The organism is Leifsonia sp. AK011, assembly GCF_013410945.1.
GTDB lineage: Bacteria > Actinomycetota > Actinomycetes > Actinomycetales > Microbacteriaceae > Rhodoglobus.
In genome coordinates, this window is sequence record NZ_JACCCH010000001.1 from 956,855 (window position 1) to 978,976 (window position 22,122).

27 protein-coding genes are annotated in these 22,122 nt (G+C 66.5%); 15 read left to right on the top strand and 12 right to left on the bottom strand.

The window, feature by feature from the left end:
* Positions 1–10 precede the first annotated feature (10 nt).
* From pstA to HDC94_RS04805, 6 genes are all read right to left on the bottom strand, one after another.
* Complete coding sequence (gene pstA / locus HDC94_RS04780) at positions 11–1,099, bottom strand: phosphate ABC transporter permease PstA (protein ID WP_179495362.1); 1,089 nt, start codon at positions 1,097–1,099, stop codon at positions 11–13.
* Positions 1,099–2,040 (bottom strand): phosphate ABC transporter permease subunit PstC, encoded by a 942-nt coding sequence (pstC, locus tag HDC94_RS04785; RefSeq protein WP_179495363.1) that lies wholly within the window; start codon positions 2,038–2,040, stop codon positions 1,099–1,101. Before pstC ends, pstA begins: the two co-directional genes overlap by 1 nt.
* Before the next feature lie 110 nt (positions 2,041–2,150).
* A complete protein-coding gene (locus tag HDC94_RS04790) occupies positions 2,151–3,239 on the bottom strand; it encodes a phosphate ABC transporter substrate-binding protein PstS (RefSeq protein ID WP_179495364.1) in 1,089 nt (362 codons plus the stop codon).
* 211 nt (positions 3,240–3,450) lie between these two features.
* Positions 3,451–4,380, bottom strand: a complete 930-nt coding sequence (locus tag HDC94_RS04795) for an NUDIX domain-containing protein (protein ID WP_308495626.1) — start codon at positions 4,378–4,380, stop codon at positions 3,451–3,453.
* Positions 4,377–6,551, bottom strand: a complete 2,175-nt coding sequence (locus HDC94_RS04800) for an RNA degradosome polyphosphate kinase (RefSeq protein ID WP_179495366.1) — start codon at positions 6,549–6,551, stop codon at positions 4,377–4,379. The genes HDC94_RS04795 and HDC94_RS04800 overlap by 4 nt, the downstream gene beginning before the upstream one ends.
* 194 nt (positions 6,552–6,745) lie before the next feature.
* A complete protein-coding gene (locus HDC94_RS04805; RefSeq protein WP_179495367.1) occupies positions 6,746–7,441 on the bottom strand; it encodes a response regulator transcription factor in 696 nt (231 codons plus the stop codon).
* 96 nt (positions 7,442–7,537) lie between these two features.
* Here HDC94_RS04805 and HDC94_RS04810 point away from each other — a divergent pair, with 96 nt between their 5' ends.
* The 4 genes from HDC94_RS04810 to HDC94_RS04825 all read left to right on the top strand — a co-directional run bounded on the left by HDC94_RS04810 (position 7,538) and on the right by HDC94_RS04825 (position 10,886).
* Entirely contained in the window at positions 7,538–7,792 is a 255-nt protein-coding gene (locus HDC94_RS04810; RefSeq protein WP_179495369.1) for a hypothetical protein, read from the top strand.
* A gap of 188 nt (positions 7,793–7,980) precedes the next feature.
* Complete coding sequence (locus HDC94_RS04815; protein WP_179495371.1) at positions 7,981–8,574, top strand: FABP family protein; 594 nt, start codon at positions 7,981–7,983, stop codon at positions 8,572–8,574.
* Positions 8,510–9,700, top strand: a complete 1,191-nt coding sequence (locus HDC94_RS04820; RefSeq protein ID WP_179495372.1) for a folate-binding protein YgfZ — start codon at positions 8,510–8,512, stop codon at positions 9,698–9,700. The genes HDC94_RS04815 and HDC94_RS04820 overlap by 65 nt, the downstream gene beginning before the upstream one ends.
* Before the next feature lie 34 nt (positions 9,701–9,734).
* Positions 9,735–10,886, top strand: coding sequence for an aromatic acid exporter family protein (locus HDC94_RS04825; protein WP_179495378.1), 1,152 nt, complete (start codon positions 9,735–9,737; stop codon positions 10,884–10,886).
* 386 nt (positions 10,887–11,272) lie between these two features.
* Here the strand turns inward: HDC94_RS04825 and HDC94_RS04830 are convergent, their stop codons facing one another.
* Positions 11,273–12,724, bottom strand: a complete 1,452-nt coding sequence (locus HDC94_RS04830; protein WP_179495380.1) for an MFS transporter — start codon at positions 12,722–12,724, stop codon at positions 11,273–11,275.
* A gap of 130 nt (positions 12,725–12,854) precedes the next feature.
* Here HDC94_RS04830 and HDC94_RS04835 point away from each other — a divergent pair, with 130 nt between their 5' ends.
* Positions 12,855–13,412 (top strand): TetR/AcrR family transcriptional regulator, encoded by a 558-nt coding sequence (locus tag HDC94_RS04835; protein WP_179495382.1) that lies wholly within the window; start codon positions 12,855–12,857, stop codon positions 13,410–13,412.
* Positions 13,413–13,622: 210 nt separating this feature from the next.
* Here HDC94_RS04835 and HDC94_RS04840 read toward each other — a convergent pair whose 3' ends face one another.
* Positions 13,623–14,387 carry a class I SAM-dependent methyltransferase gene (locus HDC94_RS04840; RefSeq protein WP_179495384.1) on the bottom strand — a complete coding sequence of 255 codons (765 nt, stop codon included), beginning with the start codon at positions 14,385–14,387 and terminating at the stop codon, positions 13,623–13,625.
* Between the two features lie 139 nt (positions 14,388–14,526).
* On the opposite strand from HDC94_RS04840, the gene HDC94_RS04845 reads away from it, so the two are divergent.
* The 6 genes from HDC94_RS04845 (at position 14,527) to HDC94_RS04870 (ending at position 17,693) form a co-directional block, all read left to right on the top strand.
* On the top strand, positions 14,527–14,883 hold the full coding sequence (locus HDC94_RS04845; RefSeq protein WP_179495386.1) for a helix-turn-helix transcriptional regulator: 357 nt from the start codon (positions 14,527–14,529) through the stop codon (positions 14,881–14,883).
* Positions 14,880–15,320: an SRPBCC domain-containing protein gene (locus HDC94_RS04850; protein ID WP_179495388.1), complete on the top strand. Its 441-nt coding sequence runs from the start codon at positions 14,880–14,882 to the stop codon at positions 15,318–15,320. The genes HDC94_RS04845 and HDC94_RS04850 overlap by 4 nt, the downstream gene beginning before the upstream one ends.
* Before the next feature lie 79 nt (positions 15,321–15,399).
* Positions 15,400–15,591 carry a hypothetical protein gene (locus tag HDC94_RS04855; protein ID WP_179495390.1) on the top strand — a complete coding sequence of 64 codons (192 nt, stop codon included), beginning with the start codon at positions 15,400–15,402 and terminating at the stop codon, positions 15,589–15,591.
* 22 nt (positions 15,592–15,613) lie between these two features.
* Positions 15,614–16,024 carry a hypothetical protein gene (locus HDC94_RS04860; RefSeq protein WP_179495392.1) on the top strand — a complete coding sequence of 137 codons (411 nt, stop codon included), beginning with the start codon at positions 15,614–15,616 and terminating at the stop codon, positions 16,022–16,024.
* A gap of 109 nt (positions 16,025–16,133) precedes the next feature.
* On the top strand, positions 16,134–16,817 hold the full coding sequence (locus HDC94_RS04865; protein ID WP_179495393.1) for an SDR family NAD(P)-dependent oxidoreductase: 684 nt from the start codon (positions 16,134–16,136) through the stop codon (positions 16,815–16,817).
* A 132-nt stretch (positions 16,818–16,949) separates the two neighbouring features.
* Complete coding sequence (locus HDC94_RS04870) at positions 16,950–17,693, top strand: phosphoglyceromutase (protein WP_179495395.1); 744 nt, start codon at positions 16,950–16,952, stop codon at positions 17,691–17,693.
* Positions 17,694–17,695: 2 nt separating this feature from the next.
* On the opposite strand, the gene HDC94_RS04875 is transcribed toward HDC94_RS04870, so the two are convergent.
* On the bottom strand, positions 17,696–17,893 hold the full coding sequence (locus HDC94_RS04875) for a PspC domain-containing protein (protein WP_179495398.1): 198 nt from the start codon (positions 17,891–17,893) through the stop codon (positions 17,696–17,698).
* Positions 17,894–18,008: 115 nt separating this feature from the next.
* Between HDC94_RS04875 and HDC94_RS04880 the strand changes: the two genes are divergently transcribed.
* The gene (locus HDC94_RS04880) at positions 18,009–18,278 is read left to right on the top strand and encodes a hypothetical protein (protein WP_179495400.1); all 270 of its coding nucleotides are present in this window, start codon (positions 18,009–18,011) and stop codon (positions 18,276–18,278) included.
* On the opposite strand, the gene HDC94_RS04885 is transcribed toward HDC94_RS04880, so the two are convergent.
* The gene (locus HDC94_RS04885; protein ID WP_179495401.1) at positions 18,275–18,622 is read right to left on the bottom strand and encodes a DUF4190 domain-containing protein; all 348 of its coding nucleotides are present in this window, start codon (positions 18,620–18,622) and stop codon (positions 18,275–18,277) included. The two genes, HDC94_RS04880 and HDC94_RS04885, sit on opposite strands and share 4 nt — an antisense overlap.
* A gap of 113 nt (positions 18,623–18,735) precedes the next feature.
* Here HDC94_RS04885 and HDC94_RS04890 point away from each other — a divergent pair, with 113 nt between their 5' ends.
* Complete coding sequence (locus HDC94_RS04890; protein ID WP_179495402.1) at positions 18,736–19,851, top strand: hypothetical protein; 1,116 nt, start codon at positions 18,736–18,738, stop codon at positions 19,849–19,851.
* Here the strand turns inward: HDC94_RS04890 and HDC94_RS04895 are convergent.
* Together HDC94_RS04895 and HDC94_RS04900 are read right to left on the bottom strand one after the other, a co-directional pair.
* A complete protein-coding gene (locus tag HDC94_RS04895; RefSeq protein ID WP_218870448.1) occupies positions 19,829–20,848 on the bottom strand; it encodes a DUF429 domain-containing protein in 1,020 nt (339 codons plus the stop codon). The two genes, HDC94_RS04890 and HDC94_RS04895, sit on opposite strands and share 23 nt — an antisense overlap.
* Positions 20,841–21,500, bottom strand: a complete 660-nt coding sequence (locus HDC94_RS04900) for a uracil-DNA glycosylase (protein ID WP_218870450.1) — start codon at positions 21,498–21,500, stop codon at positions 20,841–20,843. Before HDC94_RS04900 ends, HDC94_RS04895 begins: the two co-directional genes overlap by 8 nt.
* Here HDC94_RS04900 and HDC94_RS14560 point away from each other — a divergent pair.
* Both HDC94_RS14560 and HDC94_RS04905 read left to right on the top strand, forming a co-directional pair.
* Positions 21,499–21,627, top strand: coding sequence for a hypothetical protein (locus tag HDC94_RS14560; RefSeq protein WP_257021625.1), 129 nt, complete (start codon positions 21,499–21,501; stop codon positions 21,625–21,627). The two genes, HDC94_RS04900 and HDC94_RS14560, sit on opposite strands and share 2 nt — an antisense overlap.
* Complete coding sequence (locus tag HDC94_RS04905; RefSeq protein ID WP_308495627.1) at positions 21,624–22,118, top strand: hypothetical protein; 495 nt, start codon at positions 21,624–21,626, stop codon at positions 22,116–22,118. Before HDC94_RS14560 ends, HDC94_RS04905 begins: the two co-directional genes overlap by 4 nt.
* Positions 22,119–22,122 lie beyond the last annotated feature (4 nt).

The following is a 22,122-nucleotide window of genomic DNA, read 5'->3' on the forward strand; positions in this document are numbered from 1 at the left end:
GGGTTCTGGCTCAGCGGCCGAGCTTGGGGGAGAAGATGCGGGCGATCAGGCGAGCGATGAGGTTGAGCGCCATCACGATGAGAATGAGGGTGAGCGCACCTGCCCACGCGCGCTCGAGGTACGCGTTGACGTCGGTGCCCGGGTTGGCGTACTGGGTGTAGACGAAGACGGGGAGCGTCATCATCCGGTTCTCGAAGAGGTCGTAGTTCATGCTCGCCGTGAAGCCGGCGATGATGAGCAGCGGTGCGGTCTCACCGATGACGCGCGCGATGGCGAGCGTCACACCTGTGGCGATACCGGCGATGGATGTCGGGATCACGACCTTCAAAATCGTGAGCCACTTCGGCACGCCGAGTGCATACGCGGCCTCGCGCAGTTCGTTGGGAACGAGCTTCAGCATCTCCTCGCTCGAGCGCACGACCACGGGGATCATGAGCAGCGAGAGGGCGATCGAGCCACCGAAGCCGAAGCGGATGCCCGGGTCGTCAAAGATGAGCGCGAAGAACGCGAAGGCGAAGAGGCCGGCGACGATCGACGGGATGCCCGTCATCACGTCCACGAAGAACGTGATTGCACGAGCCAGGGGCCCGCGACCGTACTCGACAAGGTAGATCGACGTGAGCAGACCGACGGGCACCGAGATGAGCGTGGCCATACCGGTGATGAGGAGCGTTCCGGTGATCGCGTGGAGCGCTCCACCACCCTCACCGACGACGTTGCGCATCGAGCTCGTGAAGAACTGGAGGTCGAAGCGGTGCAGGCCCTCGGTGAGCACCGTGAAGATCAACGAGATGAGCGGCAGGAGCGCGATGATGAACGCCGTCGCCACGAGTGAGGTGACGAGGCGGTTGCGAGCCTGGCGAGCGCCCTCCACGAGGTAGGCGAGCACGAAGATCAGCACGTCGAAGAGGATCGTTCCGAGGAAGATCGCGAGTGCGATGTTGAGCTCGCCACCGCTGCCGGCGGCGACCAGGGCGAAGATGATGCTCATCACGGCCCAGCTGCCCGCGAGGAGCGCCCAGGGGGCCCACTTGGGGAGGCGGCCCGTGGTGAGGGAGTTCGTGATGCCGCGGGTTTCGGTCGGCGTTGTCGTGGTCATCAGTTGGCTCCGGAGAACGCCTTGCGGCGGTTGATGACGATGCGCGCGATCGAGTTGATCACGAGCGTGATGACGAAGAGCACGAGGCCGGTGGCGATGAGCAGGTTCACGTCAACGCCGTGGGCCTCGGGGAAGTTCAGTGCGATGTTTCCTGCGATGGTGGAGGAGTTCTGCGAGCTCGTGAGCACCCAGGTGATGAGTCCCGGCGAGACCGACAGCACCATGGCGACCACCATCGTCTCGCCGAGCGCGCGGCCGAGGCCCAGCATCGCGGCGGAGATGATGCCGGGGCGACCGAACGGCAGAACGGCCATCTGGATCATCTCCCAGCGGGTGGCGCCGAGCGCGAGCGCGGCCTCCTCGTGGAGCACGGGGGTCTGCAGGAAGACCTCGCGGCAGATGGCGGTGATGATCGGGATGATCATGACCGCCAGCACGATGGCGACGGTCAGGATGGTGCGTCCCGTGCCGGAGACCGGAGGAGCGAAGAACGGGATGAACCCGAGGTTCTCCGTCAGCCAGGTGTAGAGCGGGGTGACGGCGGGGGCGAGAACCTTGATGCCCCAGAGGCCGAAGACGACCGACGGCACGGCGGCCAGCAGGTCGATGATGTAGCCGAGGCCCTGCGCGACGCGGCGCGGGGCGTAGTGCGAGATGAAGAGCGCGATGCCCAGGGAGACCGGGAGGGCCATGATGAGCGCGAGGAGCGCTGCCCAGACCGTTCCGAAGGCGAGCGGGGCGACGTAGGCCCAGAAGCTGGAGGGTGAACCCTTGAGGTCGGCCGGGTCTGCGACCAGGGCCGGGATGCTCTGTGCGATCAGGAAGACCGCGACAGCCGCGAGGGCCGCAAGGATCAGGCTTCCGGCGACGACTGTCGCGCCGGAGAAGATGCGGTCAGCGGGCCTGAGCTTCGCCCGGGGTGACCTGGCTACTGTCGTCATACCTGTCTTCCTGCAACCTGGCGTTGGGGGATGTCGTTGAGGGTAATCATGTCAGTCGGGCTGCGTCTCGTGCACGGAGCACCGGACGCAGCCCGACCGATCATGGGGTGTTACTTGATCGCCTCGAGGGCGGTTGCAACCTTGGCCGAGAGCTCAGCCGAGAGCGGCGCGGCACCGGCGGCGGATGCTGCCTCAGCCTGGCCGGCCTCGCTCGTGATGTAGCTCACGTAGCCCTTGACGAGCGGTGCGACCTCGGCGTCCTCGAACTCGACGCAGGTGATGATGTAGCTCACCAGAACGAGCGGGTAGTGCGTCGGGTCGGTGGTCTCGCGGTCGAGCTTGATCGCGAGGTCGGTCTCACCGTTGTTGGTGTCACCGGCGGGCGAGCCGTCGACGACGGCCGCTGCGGCCTCGGGGCTGTAGTTCACGAACTCGTCGCCGACCTTGATCGCGGCGGTGCCGAGGTCGCCAGCCTTGGAGGCGTCGGCGTAACCGATGGTGTTGGTGCCGTTGGTGACAGCGTCGACAACACCGGAGGTGCCCTGAGCGGCCTCACCCGAGGTGTAGGGGAAGGCGTCGGCCGGCTCGGCGTCCCAGACATCCGGGGCGACCTTGAAGAGGTAGTCCGCGAAGTTCTTGGTGGTGCCCGAGTCGTCGGAGCGGTGAACGGCGGTGATCGGGGCGGACGGGAGCGTGGTGCCCTCGTTCAGTGCCGCGATGGCCGGGTCGTTCCACGTGGTGATGTCGCCCTTGAAGATCTTGGCGAGCGTGGTCGCGTCGAGGTTGAGCTCGTCAACGCCCTCGACGTTGAAGATGACCGCGATCGGCGAGATGTAGGCGGGAACCTGGAGGTAACCGGTGTCGGGCACGCACGCGGCGAAGCCTCCGTCGATCTCCTCCTGCTTGAGGGCGGAGTCGGTACCGGCGAACGAAACACCACCGGCGATGAAGGCCTCACGGCCAGCACCCGAACCGGAGGGGTCGTAGTTGATGGTCAGGTCGGGGTTCTCGCCCTGGAACGCGGCGATCCACGCCTCCTGCGCTGCGCCCTGCGACGACGCGCCCGCGCCGTCGATCGTGCCGGAAAGGCCCTCTGCTGCGTCGGGGGTTGTTCCACCCTCGTTGGCTGCACAGGAGGAGAGGAGGATGGTGCCTGCGATAGCAATGGCACCTATGGTGCCAAGACGCTTGAAGTTCACAGTTTTCCCTTCGGAATTTTTGATTACGAGACGGGGCCTGGTGCGACCCACTGAATGAACCTAGGTAGCGCGGTTAACTACCGTCGTCCCGGAAGGTGAACAGGACGTAAACGCGTCGCTAACATCCCGCCGTCACCCTCGTGAGTTGCCGACTTCCGCCAGTGCCGAGCGAGTCGAACTGTCCGAAGTCGGCAACTCACGGAAGTTCGGGTCAGGAGGGGGTGTGGCTCTCCACGGCGACGAGCTGGGGCGTCTTGCCGAGCGAGACGTGCAGCACCGAGAAGTCGCCCGTGCCCGGGTAGGCGGCGTGGCGCAGGCTCGCGGTGTCGCCAGCGCCCGTGAGCAGCGCAACCTCGCGAATGATCTGCGGGATGACAGGACCATGGCTGCACAGGGCGACGGCGGTCTTGCGCTTGAGCTGCTTGGCCACAAGCTCCGGCACCCGCGACTGGCCCTCCTCGTAGGCCTCCTGGCTGATCGCCGTCGTCTCCTTGACGGGCACGCCCGTGAGGCCGGCGAGCGGCGCGATCGTGGAGACGCAGCGCACCGCCGTGCTCGTGATGATCTTCTCGGGGGCGAAGGCGGCCATGGAGGGCGCGATGGTGGCGGACTGGTCGACGCCCCGTTGCATGAGGGGGCGTGTGGCATCCGGGCCGTCCCACGTGCCGGGGGGCACGGCCTTGCCGTGGCGCGCGACGACGATCGGGAATGTGCGGGCCGTCTTGTTCTTGATGCGGGCGGCGAGCGCCTCGATCATCTCCACGTCGTGGCTGTAGCTGACCTTCTTGATCGCCTTGTCGATGGGCAGCCACTCGAGGCCCGAGATCTCGCCGTTGGGGCGGAACTTGGCGAGTTCAAGGGTGTGGTCGTCGATCTCGGCCGACCAGTAGTACACGGTCTTGGGGCGCCCGTTCGGCAGCGTGTAGTGCACCTCGCCGAGGGGGGCACCCAGGTGCACCGCGAGTCCGGTCTCCTCGAGCAGCTCGCGCTGGGCGGTCTGGGGGAGGAGCTCGCCCGGGTCGAGCTTGCCCTTGGGGAGCGAGACATCCTTGTGCTGCGTGCGATGCACGAGGAGCACCTTGGCCTGCTTGCCGACGAGGCGCCAGCACACGACACCAGCGGCGAGAACCGTTTCCGTCACCGCAGGGATGCCGAACGCTTGCGTGACGCGATTCGAGTCATGAGGACATTCTGCATGTCCTGCAGCAGTGCGCCATCCCCTGTGCGGGAGTGGCGCACCCATTCACCGTCGGGTTCGAGCCACCACGACGAGGTCTCGTCGGACATCGCGAGGTCGAAGATGTCGGCAAGTTCCTTGAGGTGGTCCGGGTCGGTGATGCGCACGAGGGCCTCCACGCGGCGGTCGAGATTGCGGTGCATCATGTCGGCGCTGCCGATGTAGACCTGCGGGTCGCCGTTGTTGTGGAACGAGAACACGCGCGCGTGCTCGAGGTATCGCCCGAGGATGGAGCGGACGGTGATGTTCTCGCTGAGTCCCTCGATTCCCGGGCGCACGCTGCAGATGCCGCGCACGACGAGGTCGACGGGGACCCCCGCGTTGCTCGCCTCGTAGAGGGCGTCGATGATCGCTTCATCCACGATCGAGTTGACCTTGATGCGGATGCCCGACGGCAGTCCCGCCTTCGCGTTGGCGGTCTCGGTCTGGATGCACTTGAGCAGGCCCTTGCGCAGGTGCAGCGGAGCCACGAGCAGCCGCTTGAACTTCTTCTCGATCGCGTAGCCCGACAGCTCGTTGAAGAGACGCGTCAGGTCCTTGCCGACTGTGTCGCTCGCGGTGAGCAGGCCGAGGTCCTCGTAGATGCGGCTCGTCTTCGGGTTGTAGTTGCCCGTGCCGATGTGGGAGTAGTGGCGCAGTACGCCGCCCTCCTGGCGCACGACCAGCGCGAGCTTGCAGTGGGTCTTGAGCCCGACGAGGCCGTACACGACATGCACGCCGGCCTTCTCGAGCTTGCGCGCCCACGAGATGTTCGCCGTCTCGTCGAAGCGTGCCTTGATCTCGACGAGCGCCAGCACGGCCTTGCCAGCCTCGGCGGCGGCGATGAGCGCCTCAACGATGGGGCTGTCACCGCTCGTGCGGTAGAGCGTCTGCTTGATGGCGAGCACGTTGGGGTCGGCCGCGGCCTGCTCGAGGAACGCCTGCACGCTCGTCGAGAAGGACTCGTACGGGTGGTGCAGCAGGATGTCCTGCTTGGCGATCGACGCGAAGATGTTCGGCGCCTGGTTGGAGTCCTTCGGCAGCAGGCTCACCGCAGTGGTCGGCACGTGGCGGGGGTACTTGAGCGCCGGGCGGTTGATGCGCAGCTGGAAGAGGCCGCCGAGGTCCAGGGGCGCGGGGAGGCGGTAGACCTCCTGCTCGGTGATGTCGAGCTCGTCCATGAGAAGGGCGAGGGTCACGGCATCCATGTCATCGGTGATCTCGAGACGGATGGGCGGGCCGAAGCGGCGGTTGAGCAGCTGCTTCTCGAGGGCCTGCAGGAGGTTCTCGTTCGGGTCTTCCTCGATCTCGACATCCTCGTTGCGGGTGACCCGGAACTCGTGGTGCGCGATGATCTCCATACCCGGGAACAGCTCCTCGAGGTGGTTGGAGATGAGGTCCTCGAGGGGGATGAAACGGGTCTGGCCGCTCAGGTCGTCTGGCAGTTCCACGAACCGGGGCAGGTTCGTCGGCACCTTGAGGCGCGCGAACTCCTCCTTGCCCGTCTTCGGGTTGCGCACGCGCACCCCGATGTTGAGCGAGAGCCCCGAGATGTACGGGAACGGGTGCGCGGGGTCGACGGCCAGCGGCATGAGCACGGGGAAGATCTGCGTGGCGAAGATCTCGTCGATGCGCGTGCGGTCGGCCTCGTCGAGGTCGGCCCAGGTCTCGATGTGGATGCCGGCCTCGTCGAGGGCGGGCTTGACCATTTCGCGGAAGACGCGCGCGTGACGGTTCTGCAGCTCGTGGGCCTTGGCACTCACGTCGGCGAGCACGTCGCCGGGGGCGCGACCCGTGTTGGTGGGCACGGCGATGCCCGTCTCGATGCGGCGCTTGAGGCCAGCAACGCGCACCATGAAGAACTCGTCGAGGTTGCTCGAGAAGATCGCCAAGAAGTTGGTGCGCTCGAGAAGGGGCAGCTGGTCGTCCTCGGCGAGCTCGAGCACGCGCTGGTTGAAGGCGAGCCAGCTCAGCTCGCGGTCGAGGTAGCGATCGACGGGCAGGCTGCCGTCATCGACGCTGGATGACTCGTCGAGATCGTATTCGTCGAGCGAATCGGTCGCTGCTCCAGGGTCGGCGAGGTCTGAGCTGTCCATCCCGCCATCCTGCCACCGCTGCATGAACTCCGGGTTAAGAAGGAGCCTGCGGGCCTGTGCTCATTCCGGGGGTTGAGTAGCCGCGGCGCAGCCCGGCGTTATCGAAACCTCACCCAACGTGGTCGGTGTAGTTCGTTGGTGAGGCTTCGATACGGCCGCTTCGCGGCCTACTCAACCAGCGGAAGGTCCCTCCGTCAGCTGGAGGCGGAGTCCGCCGTGAGGCGCTCGGCCTCGTCGTCGTAGACGTTGAAGCGGTAGCCCACGTTGCGCACGGTGCCGATGAGGGACTCGAGGTCGCCGAGCTTCGCGCGCAGGCGCCGCACGTGCACGTCGACGGTGCGGGTGCCACCGAAGTAGTCGTAGCCCCACACCTCGCTCAGCAGCTGCTCGCGGGTGAAGACGCGCGACGGGTGCGTCGCGAGGAACCGCAGCAGCTCGAACTCCTTGAACGTCAGGTCGAGGGGTCGCCCGTGCACCTTCGCAGAGTAGGAGGCCTCGTCGATGATCACGCCGGATGCCTGGATCTTGCTGCTCGAGGCATCCTGCGCCTGTCGACCGAGCGCAAGCCGTATGCGTGCATCGGCCTCGGCGGGCCCCGCCGTCGCGAGGATGACATCGTCGACGCCCCAGTCGGCGGACACCGCCGTGAGGCCACCCTCGGTGAGGATCAGGATGAGCGGAACGGTCACGCCCGTGGTGTTGAGGATCTTGCAGAGGGACTTCGCGCTGGCCAGGTCCTGGCGGGCATCCACGAAGATGAGGTCGCACGTGGGCGCTGAAATGAGCGAAGCAGGGGATGCGGGTATCTGCTTCGTCGTGTGGCTCAGGAGCCCCAGTGCAGGAAAGACTTCATTGTCGACTGCAGAGGTCAGTATTAACAGCTGCGCCAATAGTCCTCCAAAGTGCGTGCCCACAGTCTATGCGTGTGACTGGGCATCACGGTTTCCCGGAGTTCGGCCCCCGGTAACCGTCGGTACACTCAGGGGGTGACCTGGCAACTGTTCAGCGTGCTTCCCGTGTGGGTGGCATCCCTCGCTGCTGCCATTGTGATCGCCCTGGTGAGCGTGCCCGACAAGGCCATCACCTGGATCGCCATCGCCTTCGCGGGCGCCGTGATCGCAACCTTCACCATCCAGCTGGCCATCCAGCGCAAGGAGGGTTTCGTGGTGCGGGCCATGGCGAGTATCGGCGGTTCGCTCCTCGTGTTGGCTGCAGCCACGGGCATCCTCGCGCTCCTTTGACGACGCGCCGCGCCGGGTGGTGTGGTCGACACGTTCGGGTAGGCTGAAGCCATGCTTCTCGCCCTGGAACTGTTCTTCGTCGGACTCCTCGGCCTTGCGGTGCTCGCGATCGGTTACGTGTCCATCGTGGTGCTCTACAACCTCTTCCGCGGCCAGCGCTAGCGCGCCGCGATTAAGGCGGATCTCGCGTGATCGAGCTCGATGCCGACATCCCGGCAGAACTCGCCCCCCTCTCCTGGCTGATTGGCGTGTGGGAGGGTACCGGCGTGGTCAGCTTCGACCATGGCGAGTCCACCGAGACGCTCGAGTTCGGCCAGCGGGTGAGCTTCTCGCACGACGGGCTTCCGCACCTCAACTACTCGTCGACGACCTGGCGCCTGTCCGACGGGCTACCGCACGTCTCCGAGATGGGCTACTGGCGATTGAGTCGCCCCGCGACTCCCGGCGATGCCGGCCCGGGGATGCTCGGACCGGTCGGTGACCGCCCGTACACGACCGCGTCGCAGGTGGAGGAGCTCCGCAACGACGCCGACGGCTTCGATATCGAGGCATCCATCGTCCACCCCGAGGGGGTGACCGAGCTCTACCTCGGCCAGGTGCGGCAGGCGCGTATCGACCTCGCGACGGACGCCGTCGTGCGCACCGCGGGCGCGAAGGAGTACGCGGCCGCCACCCGGCTCTACGGTCTCGTCGAGGGGCACCTGCTCTGGGCGTGGGATGTCGCGGCCCTGGGCCGACCCCTCGCCACCCACGCAAGCGGACGGCTGGCCAAAGTTGATTGATTTCACTGACCGTGAGGGTGCCGTCGGCACTCCGCCCCAGCACTACGGCAACCCGCTCGGCGAGCAGAAGGCGCTCGCCGCAGGCACCGCCATCGTCGACCTCTCCGACCGTGGCATCATCACCGTGACCGGCCCCGATCGCCTCACCTGGCTCGACTCGCTCACGTCGCAGGCGCTCGCGAAGCTGCAGCCGGGGGAATCCGCCGAGACTCTCCTGCTCGACCCGACCGGCCGCGTGGAGCACTCGATGCGCATCGTCGACGACGGTGTGACCGCGTGGCTGCTCGTCGACGGCGAGCAGGTGGAGAAGCTCTCCGCCTGGCTCGACCGGATGCGCTTCATGCTGCGCGTCGAGGTTGCCGTGCCCGAGGACTACGTGACGGTGGGGGCGTTCACCCCGCTCCCTGAGGAGCCGCGCAGCGGCGGCACCTCGCTCCCTGAGGAGCCGCGCAGCGGCGTCTCGAAGGGCGCCATCGAGCAACAAGCGGCCGCCCCCAACGGCGTCCCGCTGGTCTGGGTCGACCCGTGGCGCGAGGTCGTAACCGGCGGGCACCAGTACTCGACGACCACCGAGCATCCCGGTGCCGAGTGGACCTACCGCGAAGTGCTCGTGCCCCGCGACGCCGACCTCTCCGCGTTCCCGGCCGCGGGTTCGCTCGCGCTGGAGGCCCTGCGTATTGCTGCATGGCGCCCGCGGCTCACGACCGAGGTCGATGAGCGCAGCATCCCGCACGAACTCGACTGGCTGCGGTCGGCCGTGCACCTGAACAAGGGGTGCTACCGCGGGCAGGAGACGGTAGCGAAGGTGCACAACCTGGGGCACCCTCCGCGGCGCCTCGTGATGTTGCACCTCGACGGATCGGAGGGGCTGCTGCCGGCACCCGGGTCAGAGGTGCTTCTCGGTGACGCGGTTGTTGGGCGCGTGACATCCGTCGCCCTGCACCACGAGTTCGGGCCGATCGCGCTTGCCGTGATCAAGCGTTCCGTCGACCCTGCGGCCGACCTGATCGTGCGCGGTGAGGTGGATGTCGCGGCCGCCCAGGAGACGATCGTTCCGACTGATGCCGGGGCTGAGGCCAACGTACCGAGGATCCCGCGTTTGGGAGCAGTCACGAGGCAGCGATGACTGCGCGGAGCACTCGTGCAGTCACGGGGCAGCGATGAGCGACAGCCCTCCGCTTCGGCGCCTCGCGCGTCGCGTGCGAATGCGTGCGCACTTCGCCGCCGGATGGCGCAGGGCCGTCGATAGCCTGCCCGCGGCGCTCCAGCTGACCCTCGCGGTGATCGCCTCCTACTCGATCGCGCACTTCGTTTTCGGCCACGCGACGCCGCTCATCGCGGTGACCGCCACCATCAGCACCCTTGGCCTCGCGCGCAACGCGAAGCCGCGTGCTGTGCTCGAGACTGCACTCGGCATCACGGTGGGCATCGCCCTCAGCGAGGCGATCGTGCTCCTGATCGGCAAGGGCGGCTGGCAGCTCGGCGTGGTGCTGTTCGCGACGATCGTCGTCGCGCGGGCATTCTCGTCGAACCCCGCGTTCGCGATCGCCGCAGCGGTGCAGGGCATGATTGTGGTGCTGCTGCCCGACCCGGCCGGCGGTGTCTTCACGCGAAGCCTCGACGGTGTGATCGCCGGTCTCGTGGCGCTCGCCGCCACCGCGCTCATCCCGCGCGACCCACGGCGCGAGACCAAGAGGGATGCCCGGCTTCTCTTCTCCGTCTTCCATGAGGGTCTCGGCGGCCTCGCCGACTCCCTGAGCAACGCCGACGCACCGGCGGCGGAGCTCGCTCTCGACCGGCTGCGCCGAACCCAGGTGCTCGTGGATGACTGGGCCACCTCCCTCGACAACGCCCAGTCGATCGCGAGCATCTCGCCGTGGCTGCGGCGTCACAAGCCTGAGCTCGAGACCCAGGAGCGCATCCTCGCCGGGGCCGACCTCACCGCCCGGCACCTGCGCGTGGTTGCTCGACGCATCGCGGTGCTCGTGTCCGACGGGGTGAAACGGCCGGAACTCGCGGCGATGATCGCCGAGCTTTCTCACGGGGTCGACCTGCTCGGCCAGCAGGTTGAGGATCGCAGCCTGGTTGGCGCGTCCCGCTCGGTGTTCGAGGATCTCGCCCGCCGGCTCGACCCCGCACTCATCGTGCCGGATGGGGCGCTGCGGGAGTCCGTCATCGTGGTGCTGCTTCGGCCCTTCGTGGTGGACCTGCTCGTGGCATCCGGTATGGACGCCCAGGCAGCGCGCGACCTGCTGCCCCCCGTGGAGGACCACCCGGGCTCGGAGGAGCACCCCCTGGGTGCCCCCTCCTAGTGGGAGTAGCGACCGAAGGTCGCGCCCCCTTGTGGGTTGAGTAGCGCCCGGAGGTGCGCCCCCTCGTGGGTTGAGTAGCGCCCGGAGGTGCGCCCCCTTGTGGGTTGAGTAGCGCCCGGAGGTCGCGCCCCTTTGTGGGTTGAGTAGCGCCGCAGGCGCGTATCGAAACCTCACCGACGTAGTACGCGGGTGAGGTTTCGATACGCCGGGCTTCGCCGCGGCTACTCAACCCACGGACGGGACGCCGGGCTTCGCCGCGGAACCTGACGGCCGAGACGGCCGTCAGCGCTGGCGTCGCGGCGAAGGCCAGAAATGGCCTTCGCTCCCAGCTCCAGCGCGCTCACCCACGGACGGGACGCCGGGCTTCGCCGCGTGCAACCAGCGAGCTAGGACGCCGCCGGCACCTCGATCGCGGCCGTGTCGTCCACGACGCGGCGCGACGCGAGGATCGAGCCGACGATGGTCACGAGGATCGCGCCGCTTCCGATGATGGCGACGGTGAGGAAACCGGTCTCGTAGGCCTGTTCGGTCGGCAGCTCGTTGCCCATCGACGACCCGGCCACGATCGCGGTCATGATCGTCACGCCGAGCGAGCTGCCGATGGTGCGCAGGTTCGCGTTCATGCCGCTCGCGACACCCGTCTCTGTCGGCTTGACCGACTGCACGACCACACTCGTGATCGCCGAGTAGACGAGTCCCAGCCCGAAGCCGAAGACCGCGCCGGCGATCGCGACCTGCCACGTGGTCGCGTGGATGAAGGCGAGCGCGATCGTCGAGAGCACGATGAGCCCGGATGCCCCGGCGATCTGTGCACGGAACCCGATGACTCGCCCCAGCGGCCCGCTCAGGAACCCGGCGATCGCCATCGTCGCAAGCATGGGAAGCGTCAGCAGTCCGGACTCGGCGACGGTCGCGCCCAGGCCGTAGCCCGTCGACGTCGGCACCTGCACGAACCGTGGGAAGTACGCGAACACCGAGAACATCACGGCGCCAATGAGCACAGCAGCCACGTTCATCGGCCAGATGGCAGGGCTGATCATGGTGCGGATGTCGACGAGCGGCTGCTCGGCCCGCCACTCGACCACGATCCAGGCGGCGAGCAGCACGGCCGCGAGGGCGAAGAGTCCGATGACCAGCGGGGAGTTCCATCCCCAGACGTTGCCGTCGCTGAGCGGAAGGAGGAGCGCGACCAGCCAGCCGGAGAGCAGGAAGGCCGCGGGGATGTTGAGGCGGCCGGGGGAGCGTTCCGGGGACTCTGGCACGAGCATCCGCGCCAGGATCAGGCCGGGAACGGAGAGCACGAGCGGCACAAGGAAGAGGCCGCGCCATCCGATCACGGAGGAGAGCGGGCCGGCCAGGACCGCGCCGATGCCACCGCCGATGGCGATGATCGCCGACATGGCGCCGATCGCGGAGGGCACGCGGTCGCGGGGGAAGACGTCGCGGAGGAGACCGAACGCGAGCGGGAACATCGCGCCACCCATCCCCTGGATGATGCGTGCGGCGATGAGCACCTCGAGGTTCGGTGCGAAGGCGGCGAGCACGCTGCCGACCATCACCCCAGCCAGCGAGATGAGCAGCACCCGGCGACGGCCGACCATGTCACCGACACGACCGAGGAGCGGCGTGGCGACGGCAGCGGCGATGAGCCACGCGGTCACCGTCCAGGTGACGCCTGCGGTCGACGTGTTGAAGTCGTCCTGGATGACGGGCAGCACGGGTACGACGAGATTCTGCAGCGTGGCGAAGGCGCCGACGCAGAGGGAGAGCACGAAGAACGTGCGCCAGGGGTTGATGATGCGAGCGGTTGTGCGCTCGGGAGCGAGAGTGGTCGACATAGTGTTCTTTTCCACTGGGGGGATGACCCGGTTCCGGGTCGTATGATGGTGACGAGCTCTTACGGAGGGCGCCTCCGGTTACTGTACCGGAGGGTGCCTCCGGTTTGCAACTGATCCGGAAAGGAATGCGATGACCACGATCAACGACGTCGTGCGCAGACCCCAGCGAGCGGATGCCCGGCGCAACTTCGACGCCCTGATTGCTGCCGCGCGCGAGGTGTTCTCTGATGACGGGTCCAACGCATCCCTCGAGGAGATCGCGCGCAGGGCGGGAGTCGGCATTGGAACGCTGTACCGCAACTTCCCGACGCGCGAGGCATTGCTCGAAGCCGTCTACGTCGAAGAGGTGCAGGCACTCGGTCGTGCCGCCGATGGTGTGCTCGACCTGGAGCCCTGGGACGCTCTCGAGACGTGGCTGTACCGCTTTCTCGAGTACCTCCGCACCAAGCGCGCCCTCGTGGAGGGGCTCAACAAGACGTCCGAGGTGATGACGGTCTGCCGCACCGCGATGTACGAGGCCGGCGGACCGGTGCTCGCCCGAGCCCAGGCAGCCGGTGTCGCCCGCGACGATGTCACCATCGAGGACGCCGTGCGCATGCTCGCGGGTGTCTCCGCGGTCGTCTACTCGGACGACGCCCAGCGCGAGCGCGTGCTGGGCGTCACGATCGACGCACTCCGCTCACGGTAGCGTCCCGGCATCCTCTCGTCTTCTCCTCTCGCCAAAGAGCTACTCCTCCTGCCAAAGAGCTTCTCCTCTCGCCAAAGAGCTTCTCCTCTCGCCAAAGAGCTTCTCCTCTTGCAAAAGAGCGCGCTGATGAGCAACCTGCGGCGAAATTTCACCGCAGGTCGTCAACCAGCGCGCGGATTGGCAGGTAGTTTCAGCAGCAGGCGAGGGCACTCAGCGCGGGGCGACCGCGTTCCAGGCGAGCGTGATCTCCCCGAGGCGCCAGCGGTTCTTACCGCCGAGCACGGGCCACCCGCCGTCCTTCAACCCCGCGACGGATGCCACCCACCGCTGCACCGGCGAGTACACGCCGAGCCCCGCATGAGTGGCCCACTGGCGGTCGAGGTCTTTCAGGAGATCGTGGATACGCTCGCCGGGGACGTTTCGGTGGATGAGCACTTTCGGTAGCCGTTCCGCGACCACGCTCGGCGCCTCCAGCGACGGCAGGTGGAGGGAGATGGTGAAGCGTTGCGGGCCGTTGGCCGTGACATCCACCCAGCTGGCGACGCGTCCGACCTCGTTGCACGTGCCCTCGACGAGCACGCCGCCGGGCTGCAGGCGCCCGACCATGAGCTGCCACGCGCTGGCGACCTCGCTCTCGTCGTACTGGCGCAGCACGTTGAGCGCACGGATGATCGTCGGCCGCTCGCCCGGCACCTCGAACCCGCCGACGCGAAAGCTCACGCCCGGCTTCTCGAACGGCTTCGCCGCCGCCACTCGCGCTGGCTCGATCTCGATGCCGACGACCTCGACGTCGCCCCGCACCCGGCTGAGTCGTTCGTGCAGTTCGAGGGGAGTGGTCGCGGATGCCCCGTACCCGAGGTCGACCACGAGCGGATGCTCGGCCCTCCGCAACTCGGGAAGGTGCGCGATCCACCGGTCGATGCGGCGGAGCCGGTTGTGCCCGGTCGTTCCGCGGGTGACCTGGCCGATGGGCATGCACCCATTCTCCCGCTCAGTGCGCACTGAGGGTTGAGTAGGCCCGCGAAGCGGCCGTTATCGAAACCTCACCAACGGGCAGCCAGCGCCCCAGTATCCACCCCTTGCGCATTATTCAACCATATAGTTGAATAACCCCATGCCCACAGACCACCTCAGCCGCACCTTCGCGGCTCTCGCCGACCCCACGCGCCGCGCCATGCTCGCGCGCCTGGCGCAGGGTGAGGCAACGGTCGGCCAGCTGGCGGAGCCGTTCCCGCTCACGTTCGCCGCGGTGTCCAAGCACCTCGGGGTGCTCGAGCAGGCGGGGCTCGTGAGCCGCGGACGCGACGCCCGGTACCGCCCGGCCCGCATCGACGCGCGGCCTTTGGCCGTGGCATCCGCCTGGTTCGAGGACTACGAGCAGCTCTGGCAGGGCAGCTTCGACTCGCTCGGCGCCCTGCTCGCCACCCTTCAAGAAGAACCCCCACAGAACGACCAAGGAGAGACCCCATGACCGACAGCTTCACCGTCACCCGCACGTTCGCCGCGCCGCGCGAGCTGGTGTGGGATGCCTTCACCAAGCCCGAGCATTTCGCGGTGTGGTTCGGCACTGATGCCGTGCCGATTCCGCTCGACACTGTCACGCTCGACGTGCGCCCCGGCGGCGTGCTCAAGGCGACCATGCTCATCCCGGACGGCCCGCGCATCGACTGGGAGGGGGAGTACGTGGAGGTCGACCGCCCCGCACGCCTCGTCTTCACGCTCACCGACCAGCCCGGCACCGACCCGGGCGACCCCATCGTCGTGACCTTCGACGAGGTGGATGGCGGCACTGAGGTTGCACTCACCCAGCCGCGCCACGGCTTCAGCGACGAGCAGGTCGCAGCCACGATCGCCGGCTACAACGCCTTCTTCGACACCCTCGAGGGCGTGGTGGAGTCGCTGAAATAGCGGCGCGCGTCAACCCCTTTTCTCGTGAGCGATGCTCGGCATAGCCTGAGCGGAACCGGACGAAACGAGGGGGAGCGCGATGACAGACCCATCCGCGGGCTCGTCACTCTTTCTCATCGGCGGAGTCGTGCTCCTTGTCGGCGGAGTGTCGCTGCTCGTTGTGTCGCTACTCCAGAAACGCCGACCGAAGTGGTGGGGCCTCTCCGTCGCGGTAGCCCTGGCGGCAGTTGCACTGTCCCTGGTCGTGCTCATTCCACGGTTGTTCGACTGACAAATTTCCCGGGAGGAACACTGTGAAGAAAATCGCAATAGGCCTACTACTGTGCGGTGTGCTCGGGTCTTCGGGGGCTCTCGTCACTCTCGTCATCTCGGCAACGGTCCTTGAGGGCCAAGCCAGGCCAGCAGTTGTCGCCGCTGGTGCGGTCGGCACTGTCGTCGGGTTCGCCGTTATCGTGCTCGGAGCGCTCGTCCTCCGGGCTGGGCTGCAGCCAGATGCTCGGGCGCCGGAGCCAGCCCCTGGCCTTGCGGCGCGCTTCATTGTGGTTCTCAGCGCTGCCTTCGCAGGTGCGGCCAGCGCGACGATTCCGGCGCTCCTCCAGTGGGACCCCGTCCCGCTCACCGCGATCGCGATCACGGCCGGTGTGGCCGCAGCCCTAGCTGCGGTAGCTGCCATCACCGCCCTCGCGAAGATGCCCAGCCGCTAGACCTCCACCTGTTGCGGCACTGTTTGCGGCATCCCGTCGAAACGCGGTGCACCGAACGACGGATTGGCGCAAACAACGAGAGGCAAGCCTCGCGGCTAACGTGGACCCCATGGATCTTCAGCTCAGCGGTCGTGTGGTGCTCGTCGTCGGCGGAACGGGCTACATCGGTTCCGTGATTGCACGCCGGGCGCGTCAGGAGGGCGCGACGGTGGTGGTTGCGTCGCGGCATCCGGAGGAAGAGGAGGGCATCGAGCTTGATGCATCCGACCAGCCGTCGGTGGAGAAGGCGATCGCGAGCGTCCTCGCAGACCATGGCCGCCTCGACGGGGTCGTCATCACCGCCGCCCCGCCCGCGCATCTGCTCGACCCGAAGCGCCTCTCCGACCCCGAGCAGATCACCCAGGCGATGGATGCCAAGGCCATGAGTTTCTTGAGGGTGGCAAGCGCCGCGATCCCGCACATGGTCGACCAGGGTTTCGGCCGCGTCATCGGAATCAGCGGCCAGAACGCATTCCTCACCGGGAATATCACGGCGACCGTGCGCAACACCGTGCTGAGCATCGCGGCGAAGAGCCTCGCCGACGAGTTCGCCGGAACGGGCGTCGCCGTCAACGTGATCAACCCGGGCCTGGTGACGGATGACCCGAGCACCGACGTTGCACTGGCGCGCCCGGGCCAGTCCTCCCCGACGCAGATCGCCGACCTCACCGCGTTCCTGCTGTCGCCGCTCGCGAACATTTCGGGGGAGAGCATCTCGATCGGGCACCACCTGCGCGGGGTCGTGCTGCCGTAGCTGCTGCTTCGGCGCGACGATGCGGAGGATGACGCGCCGCGAGAGCCGCGGCATCCGTGCCCGGCCCGGCGTGTCATCCTCCGCACCGTAGCGGGCCGCGAGGCACCCCCGCCCTTCGCTACGCTTAACCCCATGACGCACACCCTGATCCTCCTCCGCCACGGCAACTCCGACTGGAACCAGAAGAACCTCTTCACCGGTTGGGTGGATGTCAGGCTCAGCGAGCAGGGCGTCGGCGAGGCCAAGCGTGCCGGCCAGCTGCTGGCCGAGTCCGGACTCAAGCCCGAGGTGCTCTACACGAGCCTCCTCACCCGCGCGATCCAGACCGCCAACCTCGCCCTCGAGGAGGCCGACCGCCTCTGGATCCCGGTCAAGCGCAGCTGGCGCCTCAACGAGCGTCACTACGGTGCGCTGCAGGGCCTCGACAAGGCGGAAACCCTCGAGAAGTACGGCCCCGAGCTCTTCCAGACCTGGCGTCGCAGCTTCGACACCCCGCCGCCCGTGCTCGACGACGACGCCGAGTACAGCCAGGTGCACGAGGAGCGCTACCAGGGCATCGACGGCGAGATCCCCCGCACCGAGAGCCTCAAGATCGTGATCGAGCGGATGCTCCCCTACTGGTTCTCGGACATCACCGTCGACCTCGCCGCAGGCAAGACCGTGCTGGTCACCGCGCACGGCAACAGCCTCCGCGCCCTCGTGAAGCACCTCGACGGCATCTCGGACGAGGACATCGCCGAGCTGAACATCCCGACGGGCATCCCGCTGGTCTACGAGCTTGACGAGAACTTCATCCCGACCGGCCCCGCCGCGTACCTCGACCCCGAGGCTGCTGCCGCTGGTGCCGCGGCGGTTGCCGCGCAGGGCAAGAAGTAGGGCTACACCCCCGACGGCACCACGATCCACAGCGCGACGTACAGGATCAACCCGACGCCCGTGAAGAGGATCGCGATCGCGGTCAGCACTCGCACGAGCGTGACATCCCACCCGAAACGGTTGGCGATCGCGAGCGCGACCCCCGCGAGCACGCGACCCTGCCTCGGACGAATGAGCACTCCACTACCTGCGTTTGTCATGCTCTCGAGCGTACGGATGCCATCGCCGCCGCACTATCGGGGTAACCCCCGATCTATCTCTGAAAGCACGGCAAACGACGAGCGGCCTCCCAGCATCCGGGCGTAGCGTGAGGGCATGCGCGAATCAGTCAGCGTCTTCTCCGTCATCCGGGCCCTCCTGGTCGCGGCCGGAGTCGTGGTGCTTCTCGTGGTGGCCTTCTGGATCGCCCTGGCCGTGATCGCTGCCGCGGCCGTCTACTTCCTGGCCCGCTTCGTCGTGCGCGCCGTCACGGGCCGCGGTCGCGCCCCTAAGCCCACGGATGCCACGATCATCATCCAGCCCGGACACCGCCAGACCTACGACAACGGCAACGTGATCGTGCTGCCGCTCGAGGCGCGGCGCTAGCTGTACTGAGAGGTCGCCGCAGACCCGGCGATCGCGAGCATCCAGAAGATGGTCGTCACCGCGATCAGTCCTACTGTGACGTACCCCAGCGCCAGCCCCGCGATGGCCTGGCCGCGCCCGACTCCACCGACCGACGCCGCTCGTCGGACTCCGATGTGCCCGAAGATCACCGCGAGAGCACCGGGCAGGAACGCGAGGAACGCGAATACCAACCCGACAAACGGGATGATGACCCAGACACCGAGAGCGATGGCAACGATCCCGAGCACGAGGGCCGCAACCGCGTTCCCGTTCCCGGGAGGGCGGACGACCTGCTGATAGATGACTTGGTTCGGATAACTCATTCCGCGAGTGTATTGCTGAGGTGGACTCGCGAACAGCCCACGATCGGGTGACGCTAAGGCGAGGCGCCAGCCGCCATACTTGGCTAATTGAGATTTCATCGAACGAGGTTCACATGAGCACCAGTGCAGGTAGTGCCACACCAGCGGAAGCCAAGTCTGGCGCTCTACCGCCGGACTTCCAAGACCGGGTATTCAAGGCCATCGCCGTCCAGCGCCCTGCAGCGGCCGCATATATCAAGGAGATTCGGCGCAAGAATCCGGCTGCGAGCCCAGCTGACGTGATGAAGAAGATCGAGGCGCAATACGTAGCAACGACAACGACAGCCAGCGCAGCGATCGGCGCCTCGGCGGCCATCCCGGCCGTAGGGGTTCCCATCGCGATAGGTCTCGGCGTCGCAGATCTTCTGTTCTTCTACGAGACGACAGCTCTCTTCGCGCTGTGTATGACCGAGCTGCGCGGAATTCCGATCGACGACCCCGATCGCGCGAAGGTCGTCGTTCTTGGCGCACTACTTGGTGAGAAGAGGAAAAGTCCGGTCACTCAGATTGTGATGGGCGCTCTGCCGGCCGGAGCGACGATCGCGGGTGCGCAGGGCGTAGTCGGAGCGACGCTGAGTGGAGCTGCTCCGAAATGGGGAGATCTCTTGTCTCAGCAGCTTCCGGACTCTGCACTCGTTCCGGTGTCGATTGTGCTGGCGAAGCAGGCGATCGCTCAAGGTTCGGTGATGGGTGTCGTGAAGATCAGCTCGAAAGCGATCCCCGTAATCGGCGCGGTCGCTGGAGGGGCAACCAGCTTCTACTTCGGCAGTAGTGTCGTGAAGTCGTGTCGCGCGGGATTCTCCGCGCCGGTCGAGACGTGGCCGACCTGGCTAGAGCTCGACGACGCCGACGACGAGCCGCGCGAACCCTCTCGAGCCGTGGTTGCGATGCGAGCGGCATCGTCTTCTGCTAAAGACTTCGGCGAGAGCATGTGGGGGCGCGTTGTGGATGCAACGGATACGTTCCGAAGCATCGACCTCGACGGCGATGGCGTCCCAGATGAGGCGAAGGCACTTACTGCGGTCAAGGGAGCGGGCGCTGCAGTTGGGACTGCCGCTGGGGGAGCTGCGAAAGCCGTCGGGGGTGTTGCGTCAAATGCAGCCGGTGCAGTCTCCGGGATGTTCAAGCGGGACAAGCGAGCGGCCTCTAAAGAAGTCACGGGCGACACTACCCTCGAGTCGGAGGGCTGATCTCGTTGCGGTGCGCGTCGACGTAGGCAACCACAGCGGCCTCGACAATATCTGACTTCGAGCGCGCCATGAGATTCGATGCTTCGGTGAGCAGAATGTCAGTTTCGCGGCTTACTGTCACCGATCGCGAAAGGTCACTCGCTGATTCATCCTCGACGGTCAGGATTCGCTTGGGACGGGTGCTCTGCCGTTGTTCCGATCGCGCGAGGGCGATTATTGTCGCTCGACGCCCAGCTTCATCTGGCTCGCTCAAGGCTCCGAGCACCTGGCAGCGATCGAGCCCTTCTTCAGCCCATACCGCGGCCGTCCACGCGCACAGCAGCGCGTCGAGGAGATCTTCGCGATGCTTGTAGTCCCGATCGGTGGTGGGCGAGAGCGTGATGGAGAGGTCGGCTGTGGATGCGTGACTGAGCAAGTCGAGTGGCACCGAGGCATCCCTTAGGGCCAACATCCTTGAAACGAGATCGTCGAACACTGCTGCGCGTGCGGACCGGCGCTCGGTCGACGGGAGGCTGGTGTTCGGGCGCTTATAGCGCGGGCGCTCGACCTCATAGCCGAGCTCATGAGCGCCGACGAGAGTCGTGTAGGGGTAGCACTCGAACATGGTGGTCGCCCCGGGGTCGGGCCGATGCACCCCGTCGTCGTACTGCACGCCGCTCGCCTCGAGGCTTTGGCGGAGTGTCACGCCGCCGAGCCAGGCGCGAGTGAGGTTCGTCGAGTTCGCGGCGACCTTCCAACGGCCATAGCGCTGGCCCACCTCGCGCTCACACTCGCGCATGCCCGTCGGGTTTACCACGACAAGCGGAGCGTCGATAGCGATGGTGTCGCCCTCTCCGATACGGTCGGCGATCCAGCGGGTCGTCTCCTCGATGCCGGTCGTCCACCCAACATCTGCTACCGAGCCGTCCTCGCGAACCATGGCGACGCCGGTCTCTTTGGCTGCCTTTTCGGCGGAGCCTTCACCCCAAGCGAGGTCGATACCGAAGTAGTTAGGCATAAGTTCGCTTCGCCAGGAGCTCCCCCACCAAACGCATCTTCTCGATGCGGTCGGCCCGGCGAGCTTCACGAACTTCTGGGTCGCGGTGGAACAGCGCTTGTCGGGCAGGATGAAAGCTCGAGACCACTGTCAACCCACGCGTAAGCAGGTCGGGCCTGGCGATGACCGCTCGCCGCCAAGAATCCTGAGCGGACGCTCCTTGAAGAAGGACAATTTCGAGGTCAGGGAGCATATCCAGGACTCCGAACAGTGCCTCAAGCCCTGCTTTGATCTCCGAAACTCGAGGGTGACGGTTGATGTACCAGGGGTAGGCGTTCCAAGGCAGAACGTCGGAAGGGTGAATGCCTGCCGCATCCATCATGTTCGCTTGGTTTTCGGCCGCGGGGTCATCATTCTCAACGCAGAGCATTCCCGAGCCGGATCCATCGAGTGTGCCAGGGCCGGGATCCCGAAGCACAGTGAGGAGGCGGGAGGAAACTCCGCCATGCATTGGCGCGACGTACGGCACCCATCCGCGGCCTTGCTGCCGGAGCTCATCGACGAGTCGAGTGATTGGCGAGATGTGTGGCTCGTGAAGACGTGCCTTCTGTTCGTCTCGAAACCATTCATAACGCATCATTCGGTGTGAAACTTTGTCGGGAGTTTCGGGCATGATCGTCAGCATACGGTCCAGCGCTGACGCAGCCCGGGAGGAGAGCGAGATGCAGCAGTTCGAAGCCCGAGGGTCCGAGCTTCTCGGCAGCAAGTACGCGCTCGCCGTACGCGCGGACATCTCGTGATCGCGCTTCCAACGTGGGATGTCGCGGGCGCGGCGCACGCCGGGTTCGAGGGTTTCGTGACCTTCGAACAATTGGCAACGGCAGATGTACCGCCTCGGCCCGGTGTCTACCTCGTCCTTCGCCCTGCTCTTCCGCCGATCTTTCTCCCGCTCAGCCCTGCTGGTCGATTCAAGGCCAGGGAGCCTTCCGTCTCAACGGATCGCCTCGAAAGAGAATGGCTCCACGCCACCGAGGTCATCTATATAGGGAAGGCATCGGCACGAAAGACACGAGCAGACGGTCTTCGTAAGCGCCTCGATGAGTACCGTCGGTTTGGGGCGGGGGAGCCGGTCGGCCACTGGGGTGGACGTCTCATCTGGCAGCTCGCCGATTCGCGTTCTCTGCTCGTGGCATGGAAGGAATCTGATTCTCCTCACGAACTGGAGTCGCAGCTCATCGCCGATTTCGTGCAAGACCACGGTCGACTGCCGTTCGCGAACCTCCGGCACTGACCCC